6 protein-coding genes and 1 pseudogene are annotated in these 8,350 nt (G+C 70.5%); 5 read left to right on the forward strand and 2 right to left on the reverse strand.

Features of this window, described 5'->3' with window-relative positions:
- Positions 1 to 1,497: hypothetical protein (locus N415_RS27715; RefSeq protein WP_068188697.1), on the reverse strand; the 1,497-nt coding region annotated here is incomplete at its 3' end.
- Between the two features lie 11 nt (positions 1,498 to 1,508).
- The gene (locus N415_RS27720; RefSeq protein ID WP_068188682.1) at positions 1,509 to 3,374 is read right to left on the reverse strand and encodes an EAL domain-containing protein; all 1,866 of its coding nucleotides are present in this window, start codon (positions 3,372 to 3,374) and stop codon (positions 1,509 to 1,511) included.
- A gap of 252 nt (positions 3,375 to 3,626) precedes the next feature.
- On the opposite strand from N415_RS27720, the gene N415_RS27725 reads away from it, so the two are divergent.
- From N415_RS27725 to N415_RS27745, 5 genes and pseudogenes are all read left to right on the forward strand, one after another.
- A complete protein-coding gene (locus N415_RS27725; RefSeq protein ID WP_068188684.1) occupies positions 3,627 to 4,421 on the forward strand; it encodes an FkbM family methyltransferase in 795 nt (264 codons plus the stop codon).
- Between the two features lie 87 nt (positions 4,422 to 4,508).
- On the forward strand, positions 4,509 to 5,696 hold the full coding sequence (locus N415_RS27730; protein ID WP_068188689.1) for an FAD-dependent oxidoreductase: 1,188 nt from the start codon (positions 4,509 to 4,511) through the stop codon (positions 5,694 to 5,696).
- A complete protein-coding gene (locus N415_RS27735; protein ID WP_068188691.1) occupies positions 5,693 to 6,604 on the forward strand; it encodes an RNA polymerase sigma-70 factor in 912 nt (303 codons plus the stop codon). The genes N415_RS27730 and N415_RS27735 overlap by 4 nt, the downstream gene beginning before the upstream one ends.
- Positions 6,605 to 6,620: 16 nt before the next feature.
- Positions 6,621 to 7,874 (forward strand): aminodeoxychorismate synthase component I, encoded by a 1,254-nt coding sequence (locus N415_RS27740; RefSeq protein WP_068188694.1) that lies wholly within the window; start codon positions 6,621 to 6,623, stop codon positions 7,872 to 7,874.
- 131 nt (positions 7,875 to 8,005) lie between these two features.
- A pseudogene (locus N415_RS27745) lies at positions 8,006 to 8,350 on the forward strand (hypothetical protein); the annotation flags it as partial.

Genomic DNA, 8,350 nt, shown 5'->3' on the forward strand with positions numbered 1-8,350 from the left:
CGCCAGGCCCGCCAGGTCGACGCGCACCGACTCCGTCGTCGTCGACGGGACCGCCTCCTCGCGTGAGGAGCTGGTGTCGTCGCTGACCAATGCCTTGAGGTTGACCGTCGCCGGCAGGCTCTTGACCACCGCTCCCGTGAAATCCACCAGCTTGTAGCCCGGCGTCCACTGCTCGGTGGCCGCGGCCGAGCCGTAGTTGGTCCAGGCGACGGATATGCTCGCCGTCTTGCCCTGAATCGACTGCGAGCCCGGCCGCGCCTCGACCGAATACCGGTAGCCCGCAGAGATATTCGCCTGGGCCCACAGCAAAAACAGGCTGGGGTCCATCGCCGACCGGGAGTCGCGGTCCGCGAAGTTGGCGCTCGACGTCATCGACACGTGGTACCTGACCACGTCGTGCAGGGCCTTCTCGTAGTAGGACCGCGGATCAGTCCCGTTGGGCAACTGGCACCACTCGGTGATCACCGGCGCCGAGGCCAGCCGCTGCTTGATCGCGTTGACGACGGCGTCGTTCGACCGCACGTATTGCGAGTCGTTGGATTCCGCCCAGGCCGGCAACGGTGCCTGGACGCCGAGACAATCCGAGCGGATGCCGACCGGCGCCGACAGCTTTTTGGTGACGTCGTCGGCCAGCAGCTCGCGCACGATCTCGGGATTCTGCGGGGTGACCACCAATTGCGTGTGGGGGAAGGCGTTGACGTTCGCCGCCACCAGCTGCTGAATCGATGCCTTGGTGATGCTTTGATCCCGGAATTGGCTGTAATAGCCCAGCATTCCGACGCTTTCGTCGGGCCCGGGGCCGGGGGCGCCCAACACGTCACGCAGGTACGCGATGTGGTTCTCGCTGAAATCCCCGTAGCCGGAGAACTCGAAAACGCTGAGCCGCTCGTCGCCGTCGTAGCGGCGGCCCAGCGCGGCCAGCAGCTGCCCGAACGCGCCCAGGTAGGCCGGGTCGTTCCAGCTCGGCACCACTTGGGTCACCCCGGGCGTGGGGCTGTTCGGCGGGGCCGGATAGCTGGTGGACGACGACCGCATCCAGTCGGGAATCGCGAGGTTGGTGTTGTCGGGATACGAGTCGTTGCAACAGGAGTTGTAGGCGTACACGCGAAGCGTCATCCGCATGTTGCGGTTGGCCAGCTTCGTCAGCGCGTCGTCGATGACGCTGAAGTCGAACCGGCGATCGTCGGGGGCGTCGGGCGGCAGGGTGTGCGGGTCGACGGGCTGCAGCTGCCGCCACGACACACGCAGGCTGGCGTCGTAGGATGCGGGCCACGCCGGGTATCGCTGCTGGGCCGGATTGCCTTGCGGGAAAAGCGGAACCAGCAAATCCTCGTACTGGCCGCGCAGCGGGTTGGCGATCTCCTGAACCGTCGGCGGGATGGCCGGGAAGACCATCGCGGACAGCGGTCCCGGGTTGGGGTGACCGCCGCAGCCGTTCAGCAGCAGCGCCGTGCACGCGATAACGGCGGCAGCGCTCTTTTTGAATGAACGAAGCATCGTCACCGGGGTTAGATCGCGCCTAACGACAACGCCTCGCGGTCGGCGAGGAACGGCATCGGCATCCAGCGCGCGGACAGCAACGCTTCCATCGCGTTGCCCGGCACCGGCCGGGACAGCAGGAAGCCCTGCGCCCGGTGGCAACCGTGTTGCATCAAAGTCAGTGCGGCAGCAGGGGTTTCGACTCCCTCGGCGACCAGTTGCAGGCCGAACGCCTCGGCCAGGCCGATGATCGCCCGGACGATGGCCAGATCGCCGGCGTTGGTGCCCAGGTCGCGGACGAACCCCGTGTCGATCTTGAGCATGTCGACCGGGAGGGACTTCAGGTGCGACAGGACCGCATAGCCGGTGCCGAAGTCGTCGATGGCGATCTGGACTCCGACCTCCTTGAGCTCGTGCAGGGTCTTGCGGGTGGTTTCGATGTCGTGCACCACGGCCCGCTCGGTGATCTCCAGGCAGACCGATCCGCCGTCGATGCCGAACTCGTCGATGGTGTCGGCGACGCTGCGCACGAAGCCGCGGGTGATCAGTTGGACGGGCGACACGTTGATGCGCAGGCTCGCGCTCTGCCCGACGCCGTTGGCGCGCCACCGGCTGAATTCGGCGCAGGCGCTTCGCATCACCCACCGGCCGAGTTCACCGGCCAGGTTGGTCGATTCGGCCACCCCGATGAACGAGTCCGGCAGCAGCAGGCCCCAGATCGGGTGTCGCCACCGGACCAGTGCCTCCGCGGCCACGATGGCGCCGGTCCACAGGTCGACCTCGGGCAGGTAGTGCAGCAGCAGCGCCTCGCTGTCGATGTCGCCCTGCAGGTGCAGCTCGATGTCGTTGCGGAAGGCACTCTTCAGCGACATGTCGTCGGTGGACAGCGCCACCTGGTTGCCGCCGGCGCGCTTGGCGGTCAGCACCGCCTCGTCGGCCCGGCGCAGCAGGTCGGTGCTGTTGTCGCGCCCCGGCATGCCCACCGCGAGCCCGATGCTGACGGTGCGGGTGATCATGTGTCCGCCGATGGCCAGCCGCTCGCGCAGCATCGCCCCCAGCCGGCGGGCGAACGACTCCGCCGTCCCCGTCGACATCGGCTGGTCCGGGATCACGACGAACTCGTCGCCGCCGAGCCGGGCGATCATGCTCTGGTTGCCCGCGCACACCCGGATCCGTTGCGCGAACACCCGGATGAACCAGTCGCCCGCGGTGTGCCCGAGGTAGTCGTTGATCGGCTTGAGCCGGTCCAGGTCGAGGTACAAGACGGCGACCGGCCCGGGGCTTCCGGGCGCGAGCCGTTCAGACAGGTGCGCGACCAGCGCCCGCCGGTTGTACAGGCCGGTCAGGTCGTCGTGTTCGGCCAGGTAGCGAAGCTTCTCTTCGGCCGCGATCCGCGCCTGCAGCTGCGCGAACAGCGCGGCGATGGCCTCGAGCGTGTTGATCTCTTCTTGCTTCCACTTGCGGGAGCCGTTTTTGACGAAGCCGAGCACGCCCGTGGTGGCCTCGCCGGAGACCAGGGGCGCGGCGGCCACCGAGGGCGACATGGGCTGCTTGGACCCGCCCAATCGCCGGCCGAACCCGCGGTTGTTCTGCTCCGGCCGGATCACCACCGGCTTGCGCCCGTGCTCGCACTGGGCCAGCACCGGGTCGGCGCTGGTGAAGTGGACGACGGCCAGCGGATCCGGGTCCGGAACGTCGGTGCGCGGCGGCCACTCCGCCACCAGCACCGAGGCGCGGATGTCGTGGTCGTGGTGGCGCAGGAAGCAGGCGTCGAGATCGAACTGCTCGACGAGCTGCGCAAGCACCTTCTCGCTGACCTGGGTCGCGGTTGATCCCGTCGCCTCCATCAGCTGGGTTGCCACGGAGGTGACGACGAGATCCAGGCTTCGCGGCAAGGACTCCTCCGATGGGCATGTCCCAGCTGGGCTTGGCCGGTTCGGGGGCCCAATCAGGGGATGTTCGTCTTTCAGTTTGCACTCCCCCGATGCACGCCGATGCGCATTGGGGAGCCCCATACTTTCGCGGTGCCTGCATTCGGCCCGGGGCAGGTCACGAATAGATGCGAAGCGTATCATTTCCGACCCGGCGCGGGGCCCGCTTGAGACCGGCTCCCCAAAGCCCCCAAAAAGGATGGGAGACCACCGCAGATGCCCGTCGGACGCACGGCCAAACGTTGGCTCGCGCCGGCGGCAAAGACGTTGGCGCCGCGGCTGTTCTGGCGCCGCAAGTACGGCATCCTGCAACGCCTCGGCGAGGCGCGCCAGGACGTTCGGCTGGTCGCGTCGCTGTGCGATCCCAACCGCGTCTCGCTGGACATCGGGGCCGATGTCGGCGAGTTCACGATCGCGATGCTCGCGTCGTCGCGCTCGGTGATCGCGTTCGAACCCCGGCCGGCCCAGGCGCGTGAGTTGGCGTCGATGTTCGACGCGGTCGGCGCGCCGGTCCGGGTGGAAGCCGTCGCGCTCTCCGACACGCCCGGCGTCACCACGATGCGGGTGGTGGAATCCGACCCGGGCCGCAGCACGATCGATGCCGGCAACGCCCTGGGCGACGCCGGCGGTGACGCGGTGCAGAGCATCGAGGTGCCGGTCAAGCGGCTCGACGACCTGAGCCTCGGCGACGTGGGCCTGGTCAAGATCGACGTCGAGGGCCACGAACTGGCCGTGCTGCGTGGCGCGACGGAGACGCTCGCGCGCAACCGGCCCGCCGTCCTGGTGGAGGCCGAGGAACGCCATCACCGCGGCGCCGTTGCCGCGATCACCGAGCTGCTGACGGGACTCGGGTACGAGGGCTACTTCGACACCGGTGACGGCCGGCGGCCGATCGAGGAGTTCGACGCGGCCCGGCACCAGAACCCGGCCAACATCGGCGGGCGGGAGGACGGCTGGGCGGCCCACGGCGTCTACGTCAACAACTTCGTCTTCGTCCCCAGGGGCGTGTGAAACGGCTCACAGCTCTGTCCGGACTGTCACGGTCGGCCGGCCCGCGGTGTCTCAAGGGCACGAGTTCCGTGAGAGTAGGAGACAGAAATGACCCAGCCGGCCGCCCCAAGAACCCACGTCGTCGTCATCGGCGGCGGATACGCCGGAACCCTGGCCGCCAATCACCTGCGCCAGCGCCCCGACGTCGACATCACCCTGGTCAACCCGCGTCCCGTGTTCGTGCAGCGGATCCGCCTGCACCAGCTGGTCGCCGACACCGGCGCGGCGATCGCCGACTACGACACGCTGCTGGGCGAGGGCATCGGGCTGGTGATCGATGCCGTCGAGCGCATCGAGGCCGCCGACCGCCGCCTGGTGCTGGCCTCCGGCGCCGAGCTGGACTACGACTACCTGATCTACGCCGTCGGCAGCACCGGCGCGATGCCGCTGACCGTGCCGGGCGCCGCCGAGTACGCGCACTCGGTCGCCGACCTGGAAAGCGCGCAACGGCTGCGCTACGCGCTCGCCGACCTGCCGCTGGGTTCGCCCGTCACCGTCGTGGGCGGCGGGCTGACCGGCATCGAAACCGCGTCCGAGCTGGCCGAGCTGGGGCGCCCGGTGACCCTGGTGTGCGGCGGCATCCTCGGCCCCTCGCTGAGCGAGAAGGGCCGGCGGTCCGTGGGCAAGCAGCTGCGCCACCTGGGCGTCAATGTGCTCGAAGCCCCTGCCGCGACCGAGGTGCGCTGGGACGCGGTGGTGCTCACCGACGGCGCCGTGCTGCCCAGCGCGGCGACGGTGTGGACGGCGGGCTTCGCCGTGCCGGACCTGGCCGCGCGCAGCGGGCTGCGCACCGACTCGCTGGGCCGGCTGCTCACCGACGAGACGCTGACCAGCATCGACGACCAGCACATCGTCGCCGCGGGTGACGCGGCCGCGCCGTCCGGGCAGCCACTGCGGATGAGCTGCCAAGCCGCCGGCCCGCTCGGGGTCCAGGCCGCCAACACGGTGCTCAGCCGCATCGCGGGAGAAGCGCCGGCGCTGCTGAACCAGGCGTTCACCGGTCAGTGCATCAGCCTCGGCCGCTCGCACGGCACCATCCAGCTCGCCCGCAAGGACGACACCCCGGTCGAGGTGTACGTCGGGGGTCGGTTCGCGGCGTCGGTGAAGGAGACCGTCTGCAAGGGCACGCTGTGGTTCATTCGCCGCGAGGCCGCCAAGCCCGGCTCCTACTTCTGGCTCAAGGGCGGCAGGCGGGTCGCGCAGTCCCCGGCGGACGAACAGGTCGCGCTGCCGTGACCCGTTCGACCGAGCACGCCGAACGATTCACGGTGTTGCGGCCGTTGCTGTTCACGATCGCCTACGAGATCCTCGGCTCGGCGACCGAGGCCGACGACGTGCTGCAGGACAGCTACCTGCGCTGGGCCGACGTCGACCTGTCGGCCGTGCGTGACACGAAGTCGTATCTGGCCCAGCTGGTCACCCGGCAGGCGCTCAACGCGCTGCGGGCCGACGCGCGCCGCCGCGAGGAGTACGTGGGGCCGTGGCTGCCCGAGCCGCTGCTCCTCGACGACCAGGACCCCTCGGCCGATGTCGTTCTGGCGGAATCGGTTTCGATGGCGATGCTGGTCTTGCTGGAGACGCTGAGCCCCGACGAACGGGCGGTGTTCGTGCTGCGCGAGGTGTTCGGCTTCGACTACGGCGAGATCGCCGAGGCGGTCGGCAAGCCGGCGCCGACCGTGCGTCAGGTCGCGCACCGCGCGCGCGAACACGTGCGGGCGCGGCGCAAGCAGCGCGGCGCTTCAACAAAAATTGATGCCGAGCGCAACTCCGAAATCACCGCTCAGTTCCTGGCCACGGCGGCCAGCGGCGACGTGGAGGCGCTGATGGCGATGCTCGCCCCGGACGCCACCTGGACGGCCGACAGCGGCGGCATCGTCAGCGCCGCCCGCAGGCCCGTGGTCGGCGCCGAGCGGGTGGCCCGCGCGATCGTGGGGCTGATGCGCAAGGCCGCCGACGTTGCCGGGGTGCGCGTGGACATGGTGACCTGCAACAGCGCTCCGGCCGTGCTGCTCTACCTCGGTGAACAGCTCGAAGGGGTGATCACGCTGGAGATCGCCGGCGACAAGATCACCAACTTCTACGTGATGCGCAACCCGGAGAAGCTGGCGGCCATGGCCACCGCTCGCGACATCAGCCGCGGCTAGGCGGCAGACTAGGGCGGTGCGAACCGACCGGCTTGGCGACCTCGGCGCCGCGCCCCGGGTGCTGCGCGCCGTCGGTGATGCCGCCGGCCGCCTGGGGTTGCCGCCGCCCGCCGCGCTGACCGGCGAGTGGTTCGGTTCGCTGGCGGTGATCGCGCCGAGCCTCGCGGCGCGGCCGGTCGCCGTCGACGACGCCTTCGCGGTCCGGCTGGGCACGCCCGCGCCCGGCTCGGAGGCGGTCGGCGGCGGCTGGGTCGGCTACCTGTCCTATCCCGATCCCGCCGCCGACGGCCGGGCCAACCGGATCCCCGAGGCCGCCGGCGGCTGGACCGACTGCGTCCTGCGCCGCGACCGCGACGGTGCCTGGTGGTACGAAAGCCTGACCGGCGCACCGATGCCGGGCTGGCTGGGCGCCGCGTTGGCGGCCAGGCCGGCGCCGCCGCGCGATTGCCGCATCGACTGGGGCGGCCCCGACCGGGCCGCGCACCGCGGCGGGGTACTGGCCTGCCTGGAGTCGATCCGCGCCGGCGACGTCTATCAGGCCTGCGTATGCACGCAATTCACCGGGTCGGTCAGCGGGGCCCCGCTGGATTTCTTCGTCGACGGCGTGGCGCGCACCTCACCGGCCCGGGCGGCCTACATCGCGGGGCCGTGGGGCGCAGTGGCGTCGCTGTCGCCGGAGCTTTTCCTGCGACGACGCGGTGCGACCGTGACGTCCAGCCCCATCAAGGGCACCCTGCCGCTCGATGCCTGGCCGTCGGCGCTGCGGGCGTCGGCCAAGGACGTTGCGGAAAACATCATGATCGTGGACCTGGTCCGCAACGACCTGGGCCGGGTGGCGACCGTCGGCACGGTCACCGTGCCCGAGCTGTTGGTGGTGCGGCGCGCGCCGGGCGTGTGGCACCTGGTGTCCACGGTGTCGGCGCGCGTCCCCCTCGAGCTGCCGACGTCGGCCCTGCTGGACGCCGCCTTCCCCCCGGCGTCCGTGACCGGTACCCCCAAACACCGTGCGCGGCAACTGATTTCGCAGTGGGAACACAGCCGCCGCGGCATCTACTGCGGAACAATCGGCCTAGCCTCCCCGATCGCCGGATGCGAGCTGAATGTCGCGATTCGCACCGTCGAGTTCGACGCGGGCGGCGGCGCGGTGCTGGGCGTCGGCGGCGGGATCACCGCCGACTCCGATCCCGACGCCGAATGGGAGGAATGCCTGCACAAGGCGGCCCCGATCGTCGGGCTGCCGTTGGTCGCGACACCGGCTCAAGCCGGCTAGGAGGCCGGCCGGTGAAGCATCGGAGCCTCGGCCGTGAATTTCGGCTAACACCCCACGCCACGTGCCGCTTTTGCTTAAGCTTCATGGATTGACCCGCGCCGATCGCGAGTCGACTGCCGGAGGGGGCCGTCATGAGAATCGCTGTCCTGGGCGCCGTCGCGTCCGCCCTGATGGGCGGGACGCTGGCGGTCACGCCCCTGACCTCGGTCAGCACGCCGCTGCCGGCCGCGGGGCCCTGCGGCGCTGGCGGGGCCCCCTGCCAGAAGGTGGCGTCGGTCCTGATGCCCGAGACGCCGCCGTCGGCGCCCGGCACGCAGGCCGCTCCCGCGGCGAATACCGGCGGAGACGCCCCCAAGCCGGTCGCAGAGGCCACCAACCCGGCAATGCCCGGCGGGTCGGCCACACCGGGTGGGTCCGCGGGACGCGCGATGCCCGGGCTAGGCGGATCGGGAGGCGGCGCGCCGGCCTCGGCGATG

Source organism: Mycobacterium sp. UM_CSW (assembly GCF_000455205.1).
Lineage (GTDB): Bacteria > Actinomycetota > Actinomycetes > Mycobacteriales > Mycobacteriaceae > Mycobacterium.

Excerpts from the sequence above, each read along its gene's own strand:
- N415_RS27730 (WP_068188689.1), top strand. The coding sequence starts at position 4,509 with ATGACCCAGCCGGCCGCCCCAAGAACCCACGTCGTCGTCATCGGCGGC.
- N415_RS27725 (WP_068188684.1), top strand. The coding sequence starts at position 3,627 with ATGCCCGTCGGACGCACGGCCAAACGTTGGCTCGCGCCGGCGGCAAAG.